Here is a 20622-nt window from a genome sequence, read left to right on the forward strand (position 1 = left end):
TTTGTCTGCCATCTTTTTTGACCTGTTTTGAGCCACAGAAAAAGCATTTTTTGTGTTCAAAGCTTTTGACCTCGCTAAAAGCCTTACAGAATAAGGCTTTTCAAACTTTTTAGCACCTAAAATGTCCCTTTGCCCGCAAACAAACCATAGCGGCGGTATGATTATGCTGCCGCTTCTAGAGTCCTATAATTAATACGTTATAAACCCGCCGTATCAGCGGGATTAAGGTCTGAATTTAAAATAAAAATGTGCTTATGATAATGCCTGCACCGCCTCGCGGCTCAAGCGTTCCACTTCCGCCCAGTTTTGCGCGGCGAGCAGCGATTTTTCCACCATCCACGAGCCGCCGCAGGCAACAACTTTTTGAATCGCCAGATAGTCGCGGATATTTTTAGCGTTGATGCCGCCGGTGGGCATGATGTTGAGCATGGCATAGGGAGCCAGCAGGGCTTTAAGCATCGCCACGCCGCCGGAGGCTTCGGCGGGGAAGAATTTCAGGGTGCTTAATCCCATTTCCAAGGCGGCTTCTATCGCCATCGGGTTATTCACGCCGGGCGTGATGAGAATATCCGCATCTTGGCATGCTTTGACGGTATTGGGGTTAAAACCGGGGCTGACGATGAAATCTGCGCCCGCCGCTTTGGCGGCTTTGACTTGTGCGGCATTCAGCACGGTGCCGGCGGCAATCAGCATGTCGGGGTAGGTATCGCGCAGAATTTTGATGGATTCTTCGGCGGCAGCGGAGCGGAAGGTAATTTCCGCCGCCGGAATGCCGCCTGCTTGCAAAGCTTTGCCGAGGGCTTTGGCATCGGCAGCATTGTCCAAGGCGATGACCGGCACGATTTTCAATGCGCGTAATCGGTTTAATAAAGTGTCTTCTTTCATATTTTCTCCTGTTACCAACGGCAATATCGGGCGGGGATAATCGCCCCTTTATGCTGAATGACGATGCCGGCTAAGCGGTTGCCTTGGGCGCAGCATTCGTCCATCGGCTTGTCTTGCAGATAGGCGGCTAAGAATCCTGCGTTGAAGGAATCGCCGGCGGCGGTGGTATCGACGACTTGCGCCACTTTGTGCGTGGCGGCTTGTCCGTATTCGCTACCGTCGAAATATATCGCGCCTTCTTCGCCGACTTTAACCACGATTTGTGCCACACCCGCCGCGCGCAAACGCGCCATGCTGGCTTGGGCGTCTTCATCGTTCCAGAGGGCTTTTTCATCGTCAAAAGTCATCAAGGCAAGCTGCACATGCGGCAGCAGGGCTTGATAGCAGGCGCGGGTTTCTTCGCGGCTTTGCCAGAGTTTGGGGCGGTAATTGCCGTCAAAGATGATTTGCACGCCCCGCTCTGCCAATGCCGCCAAGCCTTCAATCAGTTGCCGGCGGTCTTCGGTCGGCAATATTGCCAAACTGATGCCGCTTAAATAGACGCAGTCCGCGCCTGCCAAACCTTGCCAGACTTGCGGCATTTGCGGGTGCTGCAAGAGATAGCGTGCGGCAGATTGATTGCGCCAATAGAGAAAGGTGCGCTCGCCGCGGCTGTCCAATTGAATGAGATACAAACCCGGCTGGCGTTCGCTGTCTTCCAAGACCCATTGCGTACCGACGCCCTCTTCTTCCCAACGTTCGCGCATGCCGCGACTGAGGGCATCGCTGCCCAAGGCGCTCACATATTGCACGTCTACGCTTGCCGCCGCTAAACGCGCCAAATAGACGGCGGTATTCAAACTATCGCCGCCATAGGTTTGGCACATTTCGCCGAAGGGCGCGCCGTTGAGCTCGATCATGCATTCGCCGATTAAGGCTATCTGTTTCATGGCTCAGCCCAGATATTTTTGTAGAGTCGCGCGCACCGCCCCTGTGCTGGCAAGCAATTCGCGCACATAGCCTTCGACTTTCTCGCCCAAGCCGACTTCATACAGATTCACGCCGAAGATGCTGCTGTCGCTCAATAATTCCTTGATATTGCCTAAATCGCTGCTACCTAATGCCAAGCCTGCGACTTTTTCCTGCGCCGCCGCCAATAGGGGATCGGGGCTGCATTCAAAAGCATTGCCGGCATCGTCAATACCTAATAAATAGCGGCACCAGCCGGCAAAGACCAAAGGAATGGCGACCAAATCTTCAACCTTCAGGCTGTCGCTTGCCAGATAGGATTTGATGGTTTCGCCGAAGCGGATAGCGAGTTTTTGCGAAGTGTCGCTGGCGATGCGCTGCGGCGTATCGGGAATGAAAGGATTGGGCAGACGCACTTTGACCACTTCGTCAATAAACTGTTTCGGCTCTAAAATCTGCGGATTGACCACCACCGGCAAACCTTCTTTATAGCCCACCGCTTCCGCCAAAGCCTTCAGCTGCGCATCTTTCATTTCCTCGTGAATGCTGCTGTAGCCGAGCAGACAGCCGTAAATCGCCAAGGCGGTGTGAATCGGGTTCAAGCAAGTCGTTACTTTCATGGTTTCCACTTTATTCACAGTATCGCGGTTGGCGAACATCACGCCTGCTTTATCCAATGCAGGGCGACCGTTGGGGAAATCGTCTTCAATCACCAGATATTCCAATTCTTCTGCATTCACAAAAGGCGCGACATAGGTTTTTTTCTCGGTAATCACTGCGTCCATTGCTTCCACGCCGTCGGCTTTGAGCATCGCTGCCACACTATCATCGGGGCGCGGCGTGATTTTGTCGATCATCGACCAAGGGAAAGCCACTTTGCCGCTGGATAACCAGTCCAAAAATGCCGCTTCCACATGGGCGTTTTCCTGCCAATTGCGGACAAATTTCAAAATCACATGGCGCAGTTTCTCGCCGTTATGCGACATATTGTCCATGCTGACCATGGCAATCGGCGTACCGCCGGCACGATAGCGCGCCAAAAGCAAAGCCACGATTTTACCGATATAGCTTTTCGGATTGCCCGTGCCGGCGCGGAAATCCTCCGCCACCACAGGATAGTAGTTTTTATCCTTATCTTTGATTTGATAACCTTTTTCGGTAATCGTCAAAGAAATCATCTGCAAAGAGGGCGAAGCGGCGATTTCCTGCAAACGCGCAAAATCTTCGTCCATCACCAAAGCATCCGTTACCGATGCCAGCACGATTTTATCCACGCTGCGGTCGCCTTTTAAACGGGCAAAAATGCTCAAATTGTCAAAAGGACGATAGGCTTTGTGAATGATTTCGCCATCAAAGCCTTCCGCCACGATAATCCCTGTATCCGCCGCCCCTTGATTAAGCAAATTTTGCTGGGCATTGGCTAAAAAGGCGCGAAAAATATTGCCGGCGCCCAAATGCAGCCATGTCGGCTCGGCTTGGGTTTTCGCCGCCACCGCCGCCACATCGTATTGCGGCAATTGGTAGCCCTTATCCTGCCAAAAAGCATCTTTAAGCGTATCATATTGAAGTTTCATAGTTTTTCCTTATTTATCTAAACAAATCATTTATCTCTTGGGCAAGGAATGCTTGCCAATATCTCGGCAGCTTGCCGCTGAAAATCCGCCTGTTCTGCTTGCAGGGCGGCAAACAGCTGCTGCGCATCGCCGTCCGCCGCATGCTGCTCGGCATATTGCACACCGCTAATACCGCAGGCACTAGATTGATAGCGCATGCTATTGCTTTCATAGCCGGAGAAATGCGGATGCTGCGGCTGCGGCGGATACAGCGCATGAATATCCAGACTATCCGCCTGCCGCTTCAGCGCATGCAGGGTGTTTTCGCGTTTTAACTGCGTCTGCATGGCTTGGGCAAAGTCCTCAAGACTTGTGCCTTCGCTCAAATTCAGGGTAATTAATTTCTGCCATTGATAGCCCTGCTCGCCGTCGCGGTAATACTCGCCGCTTTGTCCATTCCACTGCCGCAGCGTGTAACGCTCGCCCTGATAGTCGATATGCGGCGGAATATGGCTCGGAAAGGCTTTATCGGGCAGCGCAAGGGTATCGCTGCCGCCGCGCAAACTGTTGCAGCCGCTTAATGCCAGTATCGTCGTCACGAATAATAAAACTTTCATTCCTCCTCCTGTAGTTTGCCGATTGCCTGTTCGGCGGTTTGAAGATGTTGTGCCAAGGCATGGATACAAATCGCAAACCTTTGGCTGAAATCCTTTTGATGCTGTTGTAATTTTTTTCCGTATGTCTGTGCCAAGCGCAAAGCCTGCCGCCAAATTGCGGCGCCAATCTCGCTTTGAATATGAGGCGGCGGCAGACTGTCAGACAAAGCGCCGCTGCTGCTCGGTGCAAAACCCATCGGACACATGTCATAAGCCGGCGCCAATTCATAAGGGCGAAGACCGCGGCTGAGAAAAGATAAATTGCCGTTGTGCATATCGGTATTGCCAATCAGCTGTCCAAAAGCCCAAAGCAAAGCCGTTTGTTCCACCGCCTGCGCGGCAACAATGCCTTGCCGTGCCAATTCCGGCACGATGCCCAGCCATGAGGCACGCGCCTTGCCGACAAATTCGGCATCTAATGCCGTCAAAGAATACAAAGCGCAGCGTCCCGAAGCGCCGAAGCGGTCAAAACGCCGACTTTCTAAAAAACGTTGTCCGCCAATATCGACGATATAGGTCTGCGCCGCCGCTTGTCCCGCTTCGCGCAGGGTTTGCAAAGCCAAATGTTCCGCCAGCAGTAAATCGCGCCAACGTTCGCTGACAATGCTTTCTTCCGCTTCGCTGAATTTGACAATCAAATGCCGCGCACCTTCGGCTGTGTGCGCATAAGCGCAAAATTTAGGCTGTTCGCCGGCGGCGGAGGAAGCCGCTAATGCGCCGGCGGCGGCTTGCGCCGCCAATTGCGGATAGCATCGCGCTTTATCCGCCGCGGCAATCGCCTGCGGCTGCCATTGTAAAAAGGCTCGGCGATTTTCGTCGCCCAGCAGAATGTCTCCCATGCGATCGACGCCATCCAGCAAGAGCGCTTGCAGGATATGTTTGTCTTGCCAATCCGCCAGTCGCAGCGGAAAAGCATGAGCGGCGGCATGACGTTTCGCCCAAGCACGTCCCAAATAGCCTTGCGGACGCAAATCAAACAGCCACCACGGTAAGCCTTCGCTATATTCGCCGCCTTGCGGAATTAAAAAAACAAAGCCTTCCGCACATACCGCTTGCAATTCGCCCGCATACCGCACCTTTCCTTGCACATCGACGCGATAAACCGCCATTTCAACCACGGTACTTGCGCGATTGCGCAGGGCATAATGCAAAGATTTCCCCTTGGCGATAGGCAGAATATCCGCCGCCATGGCTTGCACGACAGCGGATAACTCCGTCTCGCTCAGGGATAATGCTTCCATAAGTTCGACGGCGCTTTTGGGCGATTGCGCCAAGTGCAGGCGTAGCGCAGCGGCGGCATCAGACATCATTCATTCCTCTTTCGATAAAACATCGGGCATCATGAGGGCTTAGAGATGTTTTTGCAAAAATTGCAGGGCTTGCGCATTGATGTCTTCATCGAAAAAGCGCGTGGCGGAGTGTCCTGTCTTTTCCAAAATCAGCAGTTGCGTTTCAATGCCGGCGGCTTGCAAAGCGTCATGCAGTTTCAGCGATTGGCTGTGCGGCACCCAGCAGTCCTCATCGCCATGCAACAGCATCATCGGCGGGGTGTTTTCATTGACATGGTATAGAGGGCTGGCGACTATCGCTTTGCGATAAAATTCGCTACTGCGGGAATCTTCGCCCATCAGCAAACCTTCGGGGCTGTTTTCAGGCGGATTGTCGATCAGTTTTCCCATCAATTCTTGAATGCTTTCGGGGCAGTTTTTCGCGATACGTTCGGCGTTCACATTGCCGATGTCCGATACGCCGTAATAGCTTAAGACGGCACGGATAGCGTCCTTGCCTTGATTGACGGCGAAGAGCTGTGCCAAATGCGCGCCAGCGGAATCGCCCGTCAAGGCAATGCGTCGGCTGTCGATGTGGTAGGTGTCGGCATGTTTGCCTATCCAATCCATAGCGGCTTCAATGTCTTTCATCTGTGCAGGGAATGCGGCTTCGCCCGAGAGGCGGTAATTGATCGCAATCACGGCATAGCCCGATTCGCGCAGGGTTTTCATCAAGCGGTGCAAACCCGAGATTTTGCTTAAGGATGCCGAGCCTTTGTGTCCGACCATCCAGCCGCCGCCGTGAATAAAGACGACAATCGGCGCGGGTTTTTCCGCTTTTGCAGGTAGATAGATATCTAAGAGATGCGCGGGATTGTCATCGGCAATATAAGGCAGGTCACCGTGAGTCGGGATATTGGCTTCGCCGCTCTCGGCAGCGGCATAAGGCAGCGCAAGGGCAAGCGCGGCACAAAGCAAAGCGGTTTTCATCATGTTGTCCTCAAATGGGTTTGCCTGATGTTTTGAAAGTGCGGCGCTTATCGCTGCGTGTTGCGATAAGCGCTTTCCGTTTACAGGAAAATAGATTTAGCGTCCTTGCTCACGCTCGCAAGAATCCCATACGCCTTCCACATACATGATGCCTAAGGCGCGGTCGTATAAGCCGTAACCCGGGCGGCATTTTTCGCCCCAGATATGGCGGCCGTGGTCGGGGCGCCAGTAGCCTGTAAAGCCGACTTCATGATAGGCGCGCACGACGGCGGCAATATCGACCGAGCCGTCGGCGGAGCGGTGCGAGGTTTCGATGAAATCGCCGTTTTCAAAGCGTTTGACGTTGCGGATATGGGCAAAAGGAATGCGCTCGTGGAAGTCTTTAATCATTTTGACTAAATCGTTCTCGCCGTTGGCGCCTAAGGAACCTGTGCAAAGGGTCAGACCGTTGTAGGGGCTGTCTACCATTTCCAAGATGGCTTTCAAATCATTGTAGTTTTTCACGATGCGCGGCAAGCCGAAGATAGAGAACGGCGGATCGTCGGGGTGTACGCCCATTTTAATGTCCACTTCTTCGCACACCGGAATGATTTGCTCAAGGAAGTATTTGAAGTTGCGGCGCAAATCGTCTTCCGTCACTTCTTTATAGGCATCAAAGAGTTTATCCAAATGCGCAAGACGCTCCGGCTCCCAGCCCGGCAGGGTCAGCCCGTTTGAACCGGCGGCAACGCTTTTTACCAGCGCTTTGGGGTCGAGGTCTTTCATTGCGGCGGCTTCGTAGAATAAGGCGGTAGAACCGTCGCCGTTAAAACTCGGGCGGTATAAATCGGTGCGCATCCAGTCAAATACCGGCATGAAGTTGTAGCAAACGACTTTCACGCCGTATTTTGCCAAGCGGCGCAGGGTGATTTTGTAGTTTTCGATGTATTGTTCGCGCTCCGGCAATCCGAGTTTGATGGCTTCATGCACGTTCACGCTTTCGACCACGTCGATGTTCAGACCGTATTTGTCCGCCTGCGCTTTGACTTCGGCAATGCGCGATTCTTCCCAAACTTCGCCCGCCGCCATATCGTGCAATGCCCATACCACGCCTTCCATGGTCGGAATTTGGCGGATTTGTTCTAATGTGATGGTGTCGTTGCCTTCACCATACCAACGAAAGGTTGTTTTCATTTTCTCTCCTAATTAAATCAATAAATTACCATTGAAGCATGATTTTGCAGACTTTGCTTTTATCGGTGCGCAGCACTTCAAAGGCATCTGCAATATCGGCGAAATTAAAGGTATGTGTGTGCATGAGTTCCGGCTGGATTTTGCCGCTTTCAAACAGTTCGATGACTTCGGGGAAGCGGTAATTGTTCACGCGCGTGCCGAAAACGTTAATGCCTTTCTTGGTAAAGGCGATTTGCGGAATATCGACCGGCGCGGCGCTGGTGCCCAACACCACAAAACGACCCGAAGGGGCTAGATATTCCAGCGCGTCTTTCACGGATTGCGGCGAGCAGACGGCATCGGCAATCACATGTGCGCCCTCGCCGTCGGTAAATGCCATAATCGCGGTTTTTAAGTCTTCGTCTTTGACGTTCACGGTGCGCGTGGCGCCCATTTTTGCCGCCAAATCCAAACGTTCTTGGAAAATGTCGGTAATCAGCACTTCCGCGCCTTTCGCCCGCGCTACTTGCATGACTGCCAAGCCTGCCGGACCTGCGCCGAAGACGACGACTTTGTCATCCGCCGTCACACTCGCGCGCGCATTGACTTCCGCGCCGACAGAATAAGGCTCAACCAAGCAGGCGGCGCGATCGGAAAGTTTGCTGCGATCCAGTACATAAACTTTTTCCGCCGTGGTTTTGAAATATTCGGCAAAACCACCTTCACGATGCACACCCGTCACTTCCAAATGCGCGCAGACATTATGATGCCCCGTGCGGCAGGCATAGCATTTGCCGCAGCTGTTGACGATATCGGTCGTCACCAAATCGCCGACCGCAATATTTTCCACCGCCCCGCCGACGGCTTCCACGATGCCTGAAAATTCATGCCCGATGATACGCGGATAAGTGGCAAGGGCGTTGCCGCCGCTGTAAATGCCGATGTCCGAGCCGCAAATGCCGCCCCACAGTACTTTGATTAAGACTTCATTGTCCGCGCTGATGACGGGCTTTTCCACATCAACGATTTCAACGACTTGAGGTTCCTTCACTAATACAGCTTTCATTATTTATGCTCCGATTAATTATTCAATAAAGAGGGTAGCCAAGTGGATAATGCTGGGATGTAGGAAACCATCAGCAGCACAATCAAATTCACGACGATATAAGGCACAAGGGCTTTTATCACGCGTCCCAAAGGTTCGCGCGCGATATTGGCGCAGACGAACATGCACACGCCCACCGGCGGTGTAGATAATCCGATCATCAGGTTCAAGACCACAAAGACGGCGAAATGAATCGGATCCATGCCGACGCTGGTCGCCACCTGCATCAGCGGCACAAAAAGGATAATCAGCGCCGCGATGGTTTCCATAAACATGCCGACGAAAATCAAGACGATATTAATCAGCAGAATAATCAGATATTTATTATCGGTTAAAGACAAAAGGGCATCGGTCAGCATTTGCGGAATATGCTCGGAAACCAAAATCCAGCCGAAGACGTTCGCCGTGCCGACCAAGAACAGAATCGCCGCCGAGGCGACTGCGCTGTCGGCAATCAATTTGGGAATGGCTTTCAGCGGCAATTCACGATAGACAAACAAGCCCACGACAATGGCATATACCGCGGCGATAATCGAAGTCTCGGTCGGCGAAGTAAAGCCGCTGACCATGCCGCCGACAATCAGACCCGTCATTGCCAATGCCCAGAAAGCGCCGAAGAATGCTTTGCCCAAATGCGCAAAACCCTGCCATGCTTGACGCGGATAATTGTTTTTTACCGCAAGGATATAGGTAATAATCAACATTCCCACACCCAAAAGCAGACCGGGAATCACGCCGGCAATAAAGAGTTTACCCACCGATAAACTGGACAAACCGCCGACAATAATCATCGGCACGGAAGGCGGAATAATCGGTCCGATAGTCGAGGAAGCGGAAGTCACCGCTGCGGAAAAATCCGCCGGATAGCCCGCGCGTTTCATACCGGGAATCATCATGCCACCGATAGAAGCCGCATCAGCAACCGCCGTACCGGAAATGCCGCCGAAAAGCATGGAAGAAGCCACGTTCGTCATGCCTAAGCCGCCGCGCATCCAGCCCACACCTGCCTGCGCAAAATTGATAATCCGCGGCGTAATCCCGCCCGCATTCATCAAATTGCCCGCCAATACGAAACCGGGAATACAGAGCAAAACGTAAATATCCATGCCGGCGAACATTTTCTGCGGCACGACCACCAGCGGAATGCCGGCAGAGAGAATATACGCCAGCGACGCCAGCCCCAGCGTAGCGGCAACGGGAATCCCGATTGCCAAGCCCAGTAAAAAGACGATAATTAAGACCGTTAAACTCATAGCGCTTCCTCTTGACGAATTTCAGGCAAGCCGTCGAGTTTGCCAAACAACATGCCGATGACGCGCAAGCCTGCGCAAGCCGCCACCAAAACCAATAAAATCAATACGCTTGCATGCACATACGCCATTTTAATAAAGGGCATGGAAGCGGCGGTCTGCATCATGCCGATTTTGGTAAAGCGCCATGCCGGAGAAATCAGCATCACGGCAAAAAAGCAGACTGAAGCGGCGGATAATAAGCGGCACAGCCAAGGCAGTTTGCCCGGCAAACGCTCGGACAGCATATCCACGTTGACCATCGCCCCCGTCCATAAAGATAATCCTGCGCCGAAAGCGGCAATATAAAGTAAAGAAAAGCGGGTCAGTTCTTCCGTCCACACCGGCGAACCGCCGTCGCCAAAGCTGCGCGTTGCCACCTGAATGATGACCACCACCATTAAAACGGCAAAAGCACAGCCTGTCAGTATGCGCAGTAGCATACCGATCGCTTGAATCATTTTGGACATCGCATCCTTCCTATTTGTTATTATTCAGGAATGAGGCGGAAATACCGCCCCATTTTCAAGAGAAGCGATTATTTCGGTTGTTCGACGAAAATGCGCTCGACATAGGGCTTGATTTCATTGGCAGCCGTATCCAATACCGCTTTTTTCGCTTTTTCGGCAAAAGCCTTTTGATCGACTTCCACGAAAGTCATGCCTTTTTCGCTCAAAGATTTTTCCAAACGCTCTTCATCTTTCAAGAAAGCTTCGCGCTCGGTGAGACGCGCCGTTTCGGCGGCTTCCAAGAGGGCTTTTTGATCGGCTGGCGAGAGGCTTTGCCAAGTCAGCTCGGAAATCGCCACATAAATCCATGAACGCACATGCTCGGTTTTGTTCACAAATTTTTGCACTTCAAATAAGGAACCCGACTCAATCAAAGATAAAGGATTTTCCTGTCCTTCAATCGTGCCGTTTTGCAAAGAAGTAAAGACCTCGCTGAATGCCATCGGGGTCGGCGAAGCGCCTAAAGCCTTCCAAGTCTGTACAAACAAAGGCACGTTCGGCACGCGCAATTTCAAGGCTTTCAAATCATCAGGGCTTTTGATTTCGCGGTTAGCGGTCAGATTGCGCGGACCGCGGGCAAAATACGTCAAAGGACGCACCTGCGCTTTCGCGATGATTTCCGCCTCAATATCCTTGCCGATGTCGCCGGTCGCCACCGCATCCATATGCTCTAAAGACTGATAAGCATAAGGAATCGCCAATAATGCCGCCTTCGGCGCCCAGTTTTGCAGGCTTTCGCCGGTAATGGTCATATCCGCCGTGCCTAATTGCATACCGTTGATTAAATCGATTTCTTTGCCCAATGAATCATTCGGGAAAATTTGCACTTCGATGCGTCCGTCGGTCAAACGCTTCACTTCTTCGGCAAATTTAAGCGAGCCGATATGCCAAGAATGCTGCTCATTGGCGATATGCCCGAGTTTAATCACTTTTTCCGCTTTCGCCCATGCACCATGCGGTGCTAAAGCCAGTAATACGGCGGCTGATAAGGCGGTAAATTGTCTTCTGTTCATCATCTTTTAGTCCTCGTAAATTAAATCATATAAAAAATATTACTTCGCTTGATAAATCAATATCGCACGATCATCAAAAGTATAATTGTCCTTACTTACTCCTTTGGTTGATGGATGGCGTATCCGCATCGGATCGGTTTTCAATAAATTTTCCAATTCCGCTTCATAAGCTTCAATCGTTGCCCCCTCAGGATAAACATCATAGCCGTCAGAGCTTAATTCGATTAATTTAGGCGCGGTTTCAAATGTCCAAACACGCAATTTATCCGCCGGAATCGGGAATCCGTCGATTGCCCAGAATTGGAAAGCCTCTGGTGCTTCGGGATTATTTTGAAATTCGGATTGGCGTTTTAACAAAGGCAAAATATATTCGCGCCCTAAATCGTTTTTCTTAATATCTTCGTCGCTTAATTTCAATTCTTCAATCACGCGTACGCGCAAAGCGCTGTTTAAGGTATCCACCAATTTCTCTTCATTGTTATAATTCACGCCGTCAATACGCGCTTTTGAATCACCGATGCCTACTAATTCTTTACTGTCGAAGTTATACCAAATCAAAGTGGCGGTCGGTCGGAACAGCGGATTTTTTTCAAAATCAATATCGGAATTTTCCTTATAGAATTCCTGATATTTCGCATTAATTCTTTCCAACACTTCTTCTTTCGGCGTATTGGCAGGTAATTCGGCAAATACGGATGCAATAATATCTCTTGCAACTCGTCCGCCTTTATGTCCGTTATATTTTTTCCCCGATTTATCCGTCGCCCCATCAAAAACGGCTAAATAATGTTCATTGAAGAATAAACCGTCTTCGCATTTTGCATTAGCTTCTCCGCCTTTGCCGATTTTGCCTTCAATAAAATATTTGATTTCACCATGACTTAATGAGTGTTCCGTCATTTTGCTATAGTTTAATTCTTCGGCAAATGCTGAAAGACTCAATACAGAAAAAAGAGCTGTCGATAGTAATTTTCTTTTCATTACAAACTCTGTTCAATATTCAGGTTTTTAGGGGAAAACTTTGGAAAAGAAAGCCGTCGAAATCAGGCTTATCCACATCCGAGAGCGCAAAAACGGTTTCGCGCACATTTTCCAAATGTTGCCACATACTCTGTCTGGCAGCAGCAGGGTCTTTTCTTTTTAGGGCGTTGAAAATCGCCTGATGGTCGTCCACCCATTGCTGCCAATATGTCGTATGCGAAATATGGCTGTGCAGCTGCACCCACATCGGGCTGCGCCGCCGTATTTGCCATAAATGGTTCACGCTTTCGAGCAAGACGCGGTTTTGCGTCGCCTCTGCCACGCGAATATGAAAGCGCTCGTCGGTATCGTAATCGGTAATCCCTTTTTGCACTTCATTTTTTTGTTCGTTTAAGATTTTTTGTAAATCTTCGATATCGCGCTTGGTTACCATTTGTGCGGCGATTTCCGCGATACTGCTTTCCAAGACTTGGCGCGCCTGCAAAAGCTCAAAAGGCCCGATATCGTCTTCTGCCAGCTTTTGCCCGCTATCTTCTGTCTGCCGCACATAGACGCCCGAGCCTTGCCGCACCTCCACCAGTCCTTGAATTTCCAACATAATCAACGCTTCGCGCAGTAAGGCGCGACTGACGTCAAGCTTTTCCGCCAAGACTCTTTCGGCTGGCAGTTTTTCGCCTGCGCTAAAGAAATGGGCGCTGATATAGTGGCGCAATTCCTGCGCCACTTCGGGATAACGACGGGAAGAGGTGCTGCTCATGGCGATACCTTAGTCTTTTGCCGCGTCCTTGATGCGTTGGATCAATTCCGCCGCCTTAGGCGAGGCTTTTGCCGCTTCTTCGTGCATCGGCAGCACTTTTTCCGCGAAAGCCGCTTTGTCCACGTCTTCTACGAAAGTTACGCCTAATTTTTCCTTCGCTTCTTTAATTACTTTAACGGTGTTTTCCGCCCATAATGCTTTTTGCTTCATCATGGACTCTTTACCGGCTTTTTTAATTGCCGCTTGCTGTTCGGGCGTGAGCTTTTCCCAGTCTTTCATACTCATAACCAAAACATCGGGAATCATGGTATGTTGGTCATAGCTGTAGAATTTCGACACTTCGCCATGGCGGTTATCGACCAAAGCCGATTCATTGTTTTCCGCGCCGTCCACCACACCTTGCTGCAAAGCGGTATAGAGTTCGCCGAAAGCAATCGGCGTCGGGTGCGCCCCCAAGAGTTCAACCATTTTTACCGCCGTCGGGCTGGGTTGCACACGGATTTTCATGTTTTTCAAATCGTCAGGGTGCTTAATTGGTTTACCGGCGTAGAAAGAACGTGAACCGGCGTCATAGTAGGTAATACCGATAAAGCCTTTGTCAACAGAAGCATTTAAGACTTCTTCGCCGATGTCGCCGCCCAGCACTTCATAGTAATGCGCTTCGTCTTTGAAGATAAATGGCTGATTAAACACGGCATACAGCGGTTCAAAAGCCTCGATTTCCGCCGCATTGGTTTTCGCCAGCGCCAAGCCGCCCGATTGCACCAATTCCATGGATTCGCGCTGCGTACCCAATTGCGCGTTCGGATAAATGCGCACTTTGATTTCGCCGTTGGTGTATTCCGCCACTTTTTCGCCGAAGAATTCTATCGCCTTATGCACAGGCAGATCTTTGCTTTGGTTATGGCTGAGTTTCAAGGTAATAGCGGCTTGCGCGCCAAGGCTCATGGCTAAGGCAATCGATGCCGCAAGGGCGTGTTTGAACAGGGTCATGTTTACTCCTATTTATGGGTTTCACTGCGCATATCTTGGCGACTTATCTGACCAATGTCAATACTGGTTGACCAATTTTCTGAAAATGGTTAATCTATGCGCGTTCAGGCATTCCACATTTTCTAGGAGGTCTTCTTATGAGCCAAGAACACGCCCTTTCTCCCCCGCCTTCTTTAGCTGAAAAAATCGCCGCCCCCATTAGAAAAATTAACGGCTATATCCTCACGGTATTGGCATTTTTATTGGTCGGCTGCGTGGTCTGGCAGGTGGTTTCCCGCTATACTGCCGCCCGCCCCAGTACCGTTACCGACGAATTGGCGCGCTTTACCTTTATGTGGATCGGCTTGCTCGGCGCCGCACAAGCCTCTGCCCATAAAAAACATTTGGCGATTGATTTGCTGGCGATGAAGCTCAAAGGCAAGGCAAAGCTCGTGCTGAATGTATTGATTGAATGCTGCATCATTGCTTTCGCCGGCTTGGTCATGATTAAAGGCGGCTGGGAATTAACCGCCAAAACTTTTGCCAATCAACAAGTCACCCCCGCCCTGCAATGGCCGATGGGCTATATTTATATGATTGTGCCGATTGCCGGCGTTTTGATGGTCTTTTTCTCATTAGTAGCGATTATCGAGAATGTTAGCGCGCGCGCAGGAGGTGCGGCATGAGTTCGGAAGTATTAAGCGTTTTAGTCTTATTCGGCATCTTTTTCCTGCTGATGTTTTTAAGCGTACCGGTGTCTTTTTCCATCGGGATTGCTACGGTCGCCACAATTTTGATTTCCATGCCTTTTGACAACACGATGTTCGTCACGGCGCAGAAAATGATTACCGCCCTCGACAGCTTCGCCCTGCTCGCCCTGCCTTTCTTCATTCTGGCGGGCAATATCATGAACCGCGGCGGCATTGCCATGCGTTTGATTAATTTCGCCTTGGTTTTGGCAGGACGTCTGCCCGGCGCTTTGGCGCATTGCAATGTGATTGCCAATATGCTCTTCGGCTCGATTTCCGGTTCGGCAGTGGCTTCGGCGGCAGCGGTCGGCGGCACGATGAGCGAAATGCAGCGCAAAGCCGGTTACGATCCCGGTTATTCGGCGGCGGTAAATATCGCTTCCTGCCCTACCGGTCTGCTTATTCCGCCTAGCAATACTTTTATCGTCTATTCCACCATCTCGGGCGGAACTTCTGTCGCCGCCTTATTTTTAGCCGGTTATCTGCCCGGTATTCTCATGGGCTTGGGACTCATGCTGGTGGCGGGCTTTATCGCCTACCGCAAACGCTATCCCGTGAATGCGCGCGTACCGCTGAATGCGGCGGTGGGCGCCTTTATCCAAGCGCTCTTGCCTCTGTCTCTGATTGTTATCGTCATCGGCGGCATTGTGAAAGGCTTTTTCACCGCCACGGAAGGTTCGGCGATTGCGGTGGTGTATTCCCTGATTTTGGCGGTTGTGGTCTATCGTGAAATCAAAATCCAAGAATTGCCCAAACTGTTCTTGGATTCGATGGTGACGACCGCCATCGTCCTGCTGCTCATCGGCTGTTCTTCAGGCATGAGCTGGGCAATGGCAAATGCCGATATTCCTTATATTATCGAAGAAGCGATTCTGGCGGTCTCGGAAAACAAAATCGTCATTTTGCTGACCATCAACCTCATCTTATTGATTGTCGGCTTCTTTATGGACATGACCCCCGCTATTCTCATCTTTACGCCGATTTTCCTACCAATTGCCGAATCGCTGGGCGTTGACCCCGTGCATTTCGGCATCATGATGACCTTCAACCTCTGCCTAGGTATCGTTACCCCACCGGTGGGCAGTTGCCTGTTCGTGGGTTGCTCGGTGGGTAAAGTGCGTCTGGCGCAAGTCATTCCTTATATGCTGCCGATGTACATCGCCCTGATCATTACCCTGCTCTTGGTGACCTTTATTCCGCAAATTTCCTTATTCTTGCCGCAACTATTGCTCGGCTACGGAGGCTAAAGATGAAAACCCTTAAACACTGGACTTTAGAAAGCCGCAACGCCGACGGCATCACCCTGCGTTGTGATGAGAAACACCTATTGCATATCATCATCTTAGAAGAACATATCTGGCGCGTGTGGCTGTTGAAAAACGGCGCAAGTACAAATGCACGCAGCTGGTTGGTTTCGCCGCCCGATGCGCCGATTGACGAAACGGGACGCGAGCGCGCCAGCCGCGCAGGATTTACTTGTCCGAACTTCGAGCTGAGCGAAACTGCGGATACATTAGTCCTGAGCGGTAAAACCCTACGGCTTGAAATCCGCCACCCCTTGCAATTGATTTGGTGTGAAAAAGACGGCGAGCAATGGCGGGAAATTGCCGCCGACCGCGCCACCGGCGCTTATGAACTCAGCCGCCGAGGACGCAACATCGCGCATTATATGTATCTGCACCTCCAAGACCGCTACTTCGGCTTGGGCGAAAAAGCCGGTACGCTCGATCGTTTCGGCAAAAAATACGAAATGCGCAGCTTAGACGCGATGGGCTATAACGCGGAAAGTAGCGATCCGCTCTACAAACATTGGCCTTTCTATCAAACCCTCAGTCCCAGCGGCGCACATTGGGGTATTTTCTACGACAACCTCAATACCAGCCGCTTCGACATGGGCAATGAAATCGACAATTACCATTTGCGCTACCGCAGCTACCGCGCCGAAGGCGGCGACATCGACTACTATTTCCTGCACGGCGGCAGCATTGCCGACATCACCAAAGCCTTCCTGCAAATCAGCGGCAAAAACCTCTTTCCACCTAAATGGAGCTTAGGCTATTCGGGCTCGACCATGAGCTACACCGATGCGGACAATGCGCAGGAACAGCTGTATAACTTCACGTGCCTCTGCCAAGAACATGCCATTCCCTGCGACAGCTTCCAGCTTTCTTCGGGCTATACCAGCATTGCGGGCAAACGCTATGTCTTTAACTGGAACACCGATAAATTCCCCGACTTTCCGCAATTGGCGGCGGATTTCCGCGCCGCCGGCATCCGTTTTGCGGCAAATATCAAACCCTGCCTATTGCAAGACCACCCCAAATATCAGGAAGTCGCCGCCGCCAAACTCTTTATTCAGGACAGCGAAAGCGATAGCCCCGAGCAATCCATGTTTTGGGACGACACCGGCTCGCATTTAGACTTCACCAACCCCGCCACAGGTAAATGGTGGCGTGACAACATCAAAAGCCAATTACTCGACAAAGGCATCAGCTCTACTTGGAACGACAATAACGAATACGAAATTTGGGACGACGAAGCACGCTGCCAAGGCTTTGGCAATCCCATCGCCATTCATCATATCCGCCCCCTGATGCCGCTCTTGATGACGCAAAATTCCTATCAAGCGCAAATCGAATACAGCACCGAACGTCCCTATCTCATCTCGCGCAGCGGTTGCCCAGGCATACAGCGCTATGCCCAAACATGGAGCGGCGACAACCGCACCTCATGGCACAGCCTCAAATGGAATATCCGCATGGGCGTAGGCATGAGCTTATCGGGCATGTATCACATCGGGCATGACATCGGCGGCTTTGCGGGCGGCAAACCCGATGCCGAACTCTTCCTGCGCTGGATTCAAAGCGCCCTGCTGCTGCCGCGCTTTACCATTCACTCTTGGAATGACGACCACAGCGTCAACGAACCGTGGATGTATCCGCAAATCACCCATGCCGTGCGCGATGCCATCCGCCTGCGCTACCGTCTCATTCCCTTCCTCTACACCCTGCTTTGGCAAACCCACAGCGAAGACGAAGCCTATCTGCGCCCCACCTTCCTCGACCATGAACACGATCCGCGCACCTTTGAAGACACGGACGACCACATGATCGGCAAAGAATTGCTGGTCTGCCCCGTGACCGCCGAAGGCGTACGTAAACGCGAGGTCTATCTACCCGACAACAGCTGCGGCTGGTACGACTATTACAGCAGCCAATACCATAGCGGCGGACAAAGTCTCGAAGTCGCCGCCCCATTGGAACATCTGCCCATCTTCGTACGCGCCGGCAGCATCATTCCTGAAGGCAGCCTCATGCACGCCGACAGCCCCGAAGACGACAGCGACCGCCTGCTGCGCCTCTTCCCGCATAAAGACAATCAAGCGGCGACAGGCGTGATTTATGACGACGACGGCACGGACAACAGCGGCAAACACTATCTTCTACGCTGGGAAATGCAAGGCGACGGCGAAGACCTGCATATCAGCATTCAAGGCGAAGGCGAATACCGCCCCGCATGGCTGGACAACATCAGCCTCGAACTGCCCTTTGACGAACGTCGCCGCATCGTCATCGACAGCAACCTGAACATTCAACTTTAGGAGAACACATGACCTTTCTCAGCGACAATTTCCTATTGCACAGCCCAATGGCAGAACGACTCTACCATGAGCATGCCAAAGACCAGCCGATTTACGACTACCATTGCCATCTGCCGCCTGCGGACATCGCCGCCGACAAACAATTCCGTGATCTCGCCGACATTTGGCTGGCAGGCGACCATTACAAATGGCGCGGCATGCGTACCCTCGGCATTGCCGAACGCCTGATTACCGGCGATGCCGCTGCGCGCGAGAAATTCCAAGCCTATGCCGAAGCCGTGCCGCAATTCGTCGGCAATCCGCTCTACCATTGGACGCATCTCGAACTCAAACGCCCCTTCGGCATTACCACCCTACTCAACGGCGACAGCGCGGAAGACATCTGGCAAGAAGCAAACCGCCTGCTTGCCACACCCGAATTCAGCGCACGCGGTATCTTGCAGCAAATGAACGTGCATATGGTCGGCACTACAGACGACCCGATTGACGATCTCGCCCATCATGCCGCCATTGCCGCCGACAGCAGCTTCAAGATTCGCGTGCGCCCCAGCTGGCGACCCGACAAAATCCTTAAAATCGAACAAAGCGGATTTTTAGACTACCTCGCGCAATTGCAAAAGGTTTGCGGCACAGAAATCCGCCGCTTCAGCGACATACAGGAAGCCCTTGCGCAACGCCTGCAACATTTCGCCGCACACGGCTGCTTCGCCTCCGATCACGGACTGGAAATCCTGCGCTATGCAGAATTGCCGGCAGAACACATTCTCGATGAAATTCTGCAAAAACGACTCAACAAACAAAGCCTCAGCGAAAACGACATCGCCCAGTACCAAAGCGCCCTACTCGTCTGGCTAGGACAGCAATATCACCGCTTGGGCTGGGTCATGCAACTTCACATCGGGCCAATCCGCAACAACAGCGGCAGAATGTTTGCCAAACTCGGCGTAGACAGCGGCTATGATTCCATCGGCGACCGCCCGATTGCCGACAACCTCGCCGCCCTGCTTAATGCGATGGACAGCAGCGACCAACTGCCCAAAACCATTCTCTACACCATTAATCCGCGCGACAACGCCCTACTTGCCACCATGTGCGGTAACTTCCAAGAAGAAGGCATTCGCGGCAAAGTGCAATTCGGATCAGGCTGGTGGTTTAACGACCAAAAAGCTGGTATGGAAGAACAACTGATGACCCATGCACAAATGGGGATTCTATCTGTCTTTGTCGGCATGTTGACCGATAGCCGTAGCTTCCTCTCCTTCACAAGACACGAATACTTCCGCCGCATTCTATGTAATATGTTCGGCAACTGGGTCACACAAGGCGAACTCCCTGCCGATGAAAAACTGCTCGGCGACATTATCCGCAATATTTGCTTTCATAATGCCAAGCAATATTTTGAAAACTAGAGTAAAAATAAAAAGGCTTCGCTCAGCGAAGCCTTTATTATCAACATAGTCAAATAATCTACTTGACTAATTTATTTAGTAAATCATAACGTATCACGTGCCACAAGATAGCGCCGTTCGTTTTCCGACCACAGGCGTTGTTCCGACAAGAATTTATGATAGGAATCATAGATTTTCTTGCTCAGACTGTCGCGGCGGCATTTACTCAATCACTTATTTAACATTATGTTTTTATGAAAAATTACACTGTCAAAAACTGGAACCGCCCCTTCAGTTTGTGTCCAAAATGACGGCATACCGCCATTTTGAACGACAAGGCAACCGGCTCCGAATGGTTAACAGCCCCTAGGCCGATGCGCCGATGCCGATGGCCATCAGCAACACTGGCGAGGTCATCAGGCCGACAAGGGTCAGCACCCAGGCCAGAACATTAATGCCGATACCGCCCATATTGCGGCTTTTGACTGCAAAAATCATGCCGATCAGCGCCACAATCGCGGCCAACGGCACAAAGAGGATGCCGAGAAACAGGATTCCCAACACTGCCAGCACACAGGCGATAATCCCCGCCACGGTACCGCCCTTCGATTGAACATTCACATCCGTCATAAGCAAAGCTCCTTAGTAATGACATTAAAAAACTCGGGCAAAGGGACATTTTAGGTGCTGTTTTCGAGTTCTTTAGCTCTAAGGGACAAAATAGGTGCTATCTAGCGTTTTTTAAGCAAAATAATCTTTTATAAACTTAACCTTATTCTCCTTTCCCATGCCGCAATGACAAGCTA

At 51.4% G+C, this 20622-nt stretch carries 19 protein-coding genes; 4 read left to right on the forward strand and 15 right to left on the reverse strand.

The features are described 5' to 3' along the window. Positions 1–252: 252 nt before the first annotated feature. From ACJHVI_RS05590 to ACJHVI_RS05655, 14 genes are all read right to left on the reverse strand, one after another. Entirely contained in the window at positions 253–885 is a 633-nt protein-coding gene (locus ACJHVI_RS05590) for a bifunctional 4-hydroxy-2-oxoglutarate aldolase/2-dehydro-3-deoxy-phosphogluconate aldolase (RefSeq protein WP_483183665.1), read from the reverse strand. Positions 886–896: 11 nt separating this feature from the next. Continuing rightward, positions 897–1814 carry a sugar kinase gene (locus ACJHVI_RS05595; RefSeq protein ID WP_483183666.1) on the reverse strand — a complete coding sequence of 306 codons (918 nt, stop codon included), beginning with the start codon at positions 1812–1814 and terminating at the stop codon, positions 897–899. A 3-nt stretch (positions 1815–1817) separates the two neighbouring features. Continuing rightward, positions 1818–3407 (reverse strand): mannitol dehydrogenase family protein, encoded by a 1590-nt coding sequence (locus tag ACJHVI_RS05600; RefSeq protein ID WP_483183668.1) that lies wholly within the window; start codon positions 3405–3407, stop codon positions 1818–1820. Between the two features lie 26 nt (positions 3408–3433). Then, positions 3434–4003, reverse strand: coding sequence for a hypothetical protein (locus tag ACJHVI_RS05605; protein WP_483183669.1), 570 nt, complete (start codon positions 4001–4003; stop codon positions 3434–3436). Continuing rightward, positions 4000–5352 (reverse strand): type II toxin-antitoxin system HipA family toxin YjjJ, encoded by a 1353-nt coding sequence (yjjJ, locus tag ACJHVI_RS05610; protein WP_483183670.1) that lies wholly within the window; start codon positions 5350–5352, stop codon positions 4000–4002. Before yjjJ ends, ACJHVI_RS05605 begins: the two co-directional genes overlap by 4 nt. A gap of 39 nt (positions 5353–5391) precedes the next feature. After that, positions 5392–6303, reverse strand: coding sequence for an alpha/beta hydrolase fold domain-containing protein (locus ACJHVI_RS05615; RefSeq protein ID WP_483183672.1), 912 nt, complete (start codon positions 6301–6303; stop codon positions 5392–5394). Between the two features lie 93 nt (positions 6304–6396). After that, positions 6397–7473, reverse strand: a complete 1077-nt coding sequence (uxuA, locus tag ACJHVI_RS05620; protein ID WP_483183673.1) for a mannonate dehydratase — start codon at positions 7471–7473, stop codon at positions 6397–6399. Positions 7474–7498: 25 nt separating this feature from the next. After that, positions 7499–8518, reverse strand: a complete 1020-nt coding sequence (locus ACJHVI_RS05625; protein ID WP_483183674.1) for a zinc-binding alcohol dehydrogenase family protein — start codon at positions 8516–8518, stop codon at positions 7499–7501. 14 nt (positions 8519–8532) lie between these two features. Beyond that, positions 8533–9810 carry a TRAP transporter large permease gene (locus tag ACJHVI_RS05630; RefSeq protein WP_483183675.1) on the reverse strand — a complete coding sequence of 426 codons (1278 nt, stop codon included), beginning with the start codon at positions 9808–9810 and terminating at the stop codon, positions 8533–8535. Beyond that, a complete protein-coding gene (locus ACJHVI_RS05635) occupies positions 9807–10316 on the reverse strand; it encodes a TRAP transporter small permease (protein ID WP_483183676.1) in 510 nt (169 codons plus the stop codon). Before ACJHVI_RS05635 ends, ACJHVI_RS05630 begins: the two co-directional genes overlap by 4 nt. A gap of 68 nt (positions 10317–10384) precedes the next feature. Next, entirely contained in the window at positions 10385–11368 is a 984-nt protein-coding gene (locus ACJHVI_RS05640) for a TRAP transporter substrate-binding protein (RefSeq protein ID WP_483183685.1), read from the reverse strand. 39 nt (positions 11369–11407) lie between these two features. After that, a complete protein-coding gene (locus ACJHVI_RS05645; RefSeq protein WP_483183677.1) occupies positions 11408–12349 on the reverse strand; it encodes a hypothetical protein in 942 nt (313 codons plus the stop codon). 19 nt (positions 12350–12368) lie between these two features. Further along, positions 12369–13106 carry an FCD domain-containing protein gene (locus tag ACJHVI_RS05650; protein ID WP_483183678.1) on the reverse strand — a complete coding sequence of 246 codons (738 nt, stop codon included), beginning with the start codon at positions 13104–13106 and terminating at the stop codon, positions 12369–12371. 9 nt (positions 13107–13115) lie between these two features. Beyond that, the gene (locus ACJHVI_RS05655; protein ID WP_483183679.1) at positions 13116–14099 is read right to left on the reverse strand and encodes a TRAP transporter substrate-binding protein; all 984 of its coding nucleotides are present in this window, start codon (positions 14097–14099) and stop codon (positions 13116–13118) included. A gap of 137 nt (positions 14100–14236) precedes the next feature. Here ACJHVI_RS05655 and ACJHVI_RS05660 point away from each other — a divergent pair, with 137 nt between their 5' ends. The 4 genes from ACJHVI_RS05660 to uxaC are packed head-to-tail and all read left to right on the forward strand — an operon-like array spanning position 14237 to position 19837. Next, positions 14237–14764: a TRAP transporter small permease gene (locus ACJHVI_RS05660; RefSeq protein WP_483183680.1), complete on the forward strand. Its 528-nt coding sequence runs from the start codon at positions 14237–14239 to the stop codon at positions 14762–14764. Next, complete coding sequence (locus tag ACJHVI_RS05665; RefSeq protein WP_483183681.1) at positions 14761–16074, forward strand: TRAP transporter large permease; 1314 nt, start codon at positions 14761–14763, stop codon at positions 16072–16074. The genes ACJHVI_RS05660 and ACJHVI_RS05665 overlap by 4 nt, the downstream gene beginning before the upstream one ends. Before the next feature lie 2 nt (positions 16075–16076). After that, complete coding sequence (locus ACJHVI_RS05670; RefSeq protein WP_483183682.1) at positions 16077–18428, forward strand: glycoside hydrolase family 31 protein; 2352 nt, start codon at positions 16077–16079, stop codon at positions 18426–18428. An 8-nt stretch (positions 18429–18436) separates the two neighbouring features. Next, a complete protein-coding gene (gene uxaC, locus ACJHVI_RS05675; protein ID WP_483183683.1) occupies positions 18437–19837 on the forward strand; it encodes a glucuronate isomerase in 1401 nt (466 codons plus the stop codon). A gap of 345 nt (positions 19838–20182) precedes the next feature. On the opposite strand, the gene ACJHVI_RS05680 is transcribed toward uxaC, so the two are convergent. Next, positions 20183–20446, reverse strand: a complete 264-nt coding sequence (locus ACJHVI_RS05680) for a hypothetical protein (RefSeq protein ID WP_483183684.1) — start codon at positions 20444–20446, stop codon at positions 20183–20185. Between the last annotated feature and the right edge of the window lie 176 nt (positions 20447–20622).

The sequence above is a fragment of the Suttonella sp. genome (assembly GCF_056855035.1).

Excerpts from the sequence above, each read along its gene's own strand:
- ACJHVI_RS05600 (WP_483183668.1), bottom strand. The coding sequence starts at position 3,407 with ATGAAACTTCAATATGATACGCTTAAAGATGCTTTTTGGCAGGATAAG.
- ACJHVI_RS05635 (WP_483183676.1), bottom strand. The coding sequence starts at position 10,316 with ATGTCCAAAATGATTCAAGCGATCGGTATGCTACTGCGCATACTGACA.
- ACJHVI_RS05590 (WP_483183665.1), bottom strand. The coding sequence starts at position 885 with ATGAAAGAAGACACTTTATTAAACCGATTACGCGCATTGAAAATCGTG.
- yjjJ (WP_483183670.1), bottom strand. The coding sequence starts at position 5,352 with ATGATGTCTGATGCCGCCGCTGCGCTACGCCTGCACTTGGCGCAATCG.
- ACJHVI_RS05670 (WP_483183682.1), top strand. The coding sequence starts at position 16,077 with ATGAAAACCCTTAAACACTGGACTTTAGAAAGCCGCAACGCCGACGGC.
- ACJHVI_RS05615 (WP_483183672.1), bottom strand. The coding sequence starts at position 6,303 with ATGATGAAAACCGCTTTGCTTTGTGCCGCGCTTGCCCTTGCGCTGCCT.
- ACJHVI_RS05655 (WP_483183679.1), bottom strand. The coding sequence starts at position 14,099 with ATGACCCTGTTCAAACACGCCCTTGCGGCATCGATTGCCTTAGCCATG.
- ACJHVI_RS05605 (WP_483183669.1), bottom strand. The coding sequence starts at position 4,003 with ATGAAAGTTTTATTATTCGTGACGACGATACTGGCATTAAGCGGCTGC.
- uxaC (WP_483183683.1), top strand. The coding sequence starts at position 18,437 with ATGACCTTTCTCAGCGACAATTTCCTATTGCACAGCCCAATGGCAGAA.
- ACJHVI_RS05595 (WP_483183666.1), bottom strand. The coding sequence starts at position 1,814 with ATGAAACAGATAGCCTTAATCGGCGAATGCATGATCGAGCTCAACGGC.
- ACJHVI_RS05645 (WP_483183677.1), bottom strand. The coding sequence starts at position 12,349 with ATGAAAAGAAAATTACTATCGACAGCTCTTTTTTCTGTATTGAGTCTT.
- ACJHVI_RS05650 (WP_483183678.1), bottom strand. The coding sequence starts at position 13,106 with ATGAGCAGCACCTCTTCCCGTCGTTATCCCGAAGTGGCGCAGGAATTG.
- ACJHVI_RS05625 (WP_483183674.1), bottom strand. The coding sequence starts at position 8,518 with ATGAAAGCTGTATTAGTGAAGGAACCTCAAGTCGTTGAAATCGTTGAT.
- ACJHVI_RS05665 (WP_483183681.1), top strand. The coding sequence starts at position 14,761 with ATGAGTTCGGAAGTATTAAGCGTTTTAGTCTTATTCGGCATCTTTTTC.
- ACJHVI_RS05680 (WP_483183684.1), bottom strand. The coding sequence starts at position 20,446 with ATGACGGATGTGAATGTTCAATCGAAGGGCGGTACCGTGGCGGGGATT.
- ACJHVI_RS05640 (WP_483183685.1), bottom strand. The coding sequence starts at position 11,368 with ATGAACAGAAGACAATTTACCGCCTTATCAGCCGCCGTATTACTGGCT.
- ACJHVI_RS05660 (WP_483183680.1), top strand. The coding sequence starts at position 14,237 with ATGAGCCAAGAACACGCCCTTTCTCCCCCGCCTTCTTTAGCTGAAAAA.
- uxuA (WP_483183673.1), bottom strand. The coding sequence starts at position 7,473 with ATGAAAACAACCTTTCGTTGGTATGGTGAAGGCAACGACACCATCACA.
- ACJHVI_RS05630 (WP_483183675.1), bottom strand. The coding sequence starts at position 9,810 with ATGAGTTTAACGGTCTTAATTATCGTCTTTTTACTGGGCTTGGCAATC.